The sequence below is a fragment of the Micromonospora sp. 15K316 genome, from assembly GCF_004348525.1.
Taxonomy (GTDB): Bacteria; Actinomycetota; Actinomycetes; order Mycobacteriales; family Micromonosporaceae; genus Micromonospora.
In genome coordinates this window covers 1-1,778 of record NZ_SMKG01000402.1, presented here as the reverse complement: position 1 = coordinate 1,778, position 1,778 = coordinate 1, and the positions used below count along the sequence as shown (strand labels likewise).

General features: G+C 71.3%; 2 protein-coding genes. Both read right to left on the bottom strand.

The window, feature by feature from the left end:
- On the bottom strand, positions 1–472 hold a 472-nt coding region (locus E1211_RS31945; protein ID WP_243709802.1), incomplete at its 3' end, for a hypothetical protein.
- Positions 473–638: 166 nt separating this feature from the next.
- Positions 639–1,778, bottom strand: a 1,140-nt coding sequence (locus E1211_RS31940; RefSeq protein WP_132353948.1) for a glycoside hydrolase family 18 protein, incomplete at its 5' end; no start/stop codon positions are given.

Genomic DNA, 1,778 nt, shown 5'->3' with positions numbered 1-1,778 from the left:
GGCCGGGGCTGGGGGTGCCCGCTCCCGGCGCCTCCCCGGAGATGCACCAGTCGGCCCCGTCCCGGGTGACGGTGAAGACCAGCGGTCGGGCGACCTTGCGCGAGCCGACCGCGACCGTGACGGAGACGGCCACCTCCTGGCCGTGCGGGCCGGACCGGACGTCGGTGATCGCGGCCTCCGGCACCGTGAAGTGGTCGGCGAAGTCGCCGTTCGGGCCGGTGGCCCCCGCGTCGAAGGCCTCGTGCATCACCGCGCAGAGCTGGCCGCGCCCGGCGTCCACATCCTTGGCGACCACCGCGTCGAGGTAGGCCTGCACCCGCTCCCGGGACTTCGTGGCGGCCTCCCGCACCGGGCCGTCGTCGGGCTTCGGAGGCGCCTCCGGTTCACCGCCGAGGCCGCAACCGGCGAGGGCGGACGGCAGGACCGCGAGCGTGAGGGCGGCACCCGCCAGCCTCAGGCGCGTCACACCCATCAAGCCCTCCCCCCGGCCGCGGAAATCGAGCGGTACCGAGCGGCGAGTCTGTCACATCCGCCTTCCCGGAGGACAGGGGTACCCCGCGACACCCCGGCGCGACACGCCGGGCGGGGAGGAACGGTGCGTCCCTCCCCGCCGTGTGGGTGATGCGTCGGCCGTCGGCTCAGCCGAGACCGCCCTTGATGGCGCCGATCAGCTCGCCGTTGCCGGTGTCACCGGAGAGCTCCCAGAAGAACGCGCCACCGAGGCCCTGGTTGTTCGCGTACGTCATCTTTCCGTTGATCGTGGTGGGGGTGTCGTAGCTCCACCAGTTGCTTCCGCACCTGGCGTACGCCGTGCCGCCGACGGTGCCGGTGGCCGGGCAGGTGTTCTTGAGGACCTTGTAGTCCTCGATGCCCGCCTCGTAGGTGCCCGGGGCGGCGCCGGTGGCGCTGCCGCCGGGGGCGGCCTGGGTGACACCGGTCCAGCCGCGGCCGTAGAAGCCGACGCCGAGCAGCAGCTTGTTCGCCGGGATGCCCTTGCTCTTGAGCTTCTGGATCGCCGCGTCGGACCAGAAGCCCTGCTGGGGGATGCCGGGGTACGAGTTCAGCGGCGAGTGCGGGGCGGTCGGGCCCTGCGGGTTGAAGGCGCCGAAGTAGTCGTACGTCATCGGCATGATCCAGTTGAGGTGCTGCGCGCCACCCGCGTAGTCGGTGGCGTCGATCTTGCCGCCGTTGCTGCCGTCCGCGGTGATCGCCGCGGTGACCAGGGCGTTCGCGCCGAACCGGGTGCGCAGGGCGGAGACGACGTTCTTGAACGCGTTCGGGCCGCTGGCGTCGCAGGTGAGCCCGCAGGCGTTCGGGTACTCCCAGTCGACGTCGATGCCGTCGAAGACGTCCGCCCAGCGCGGGTCCTCGACCAGGTCGTAGCAGCTCTGCGCGAACGCGGTCGGGTTCTGCGCGGCCTGGGTGAAGCCGCCGGACCAGGTCCAGCCGCCGAAGGACCAGATCACCTTCAGGTGCGGGTACATCTGCTTGAGCTTGCGCAGCTGGTTGAAGCTGCCGCGCAGCGGCTGGTCCCAGGTGTCGGCGACGCCGTCGACGCTCTCCGCGGCGGTGTACGCCTTCTCGTAGTCGGCGTAGCTGTCACCGATCGTGCACCGGCCGCCGGTGGTGTTGCCGAAGGCGTAGAGGATGTGGGTCAACTTCGACGCCGAGCCACTCGTGTGGATGTTCTTCACGTGGTAGTTGCGGCCGTAGACGCCCCACTCGGCGAAGTAGCCCACGATCTTCTTGCCGCCGGTGTCCGGCGGGGTGGTCGGGGG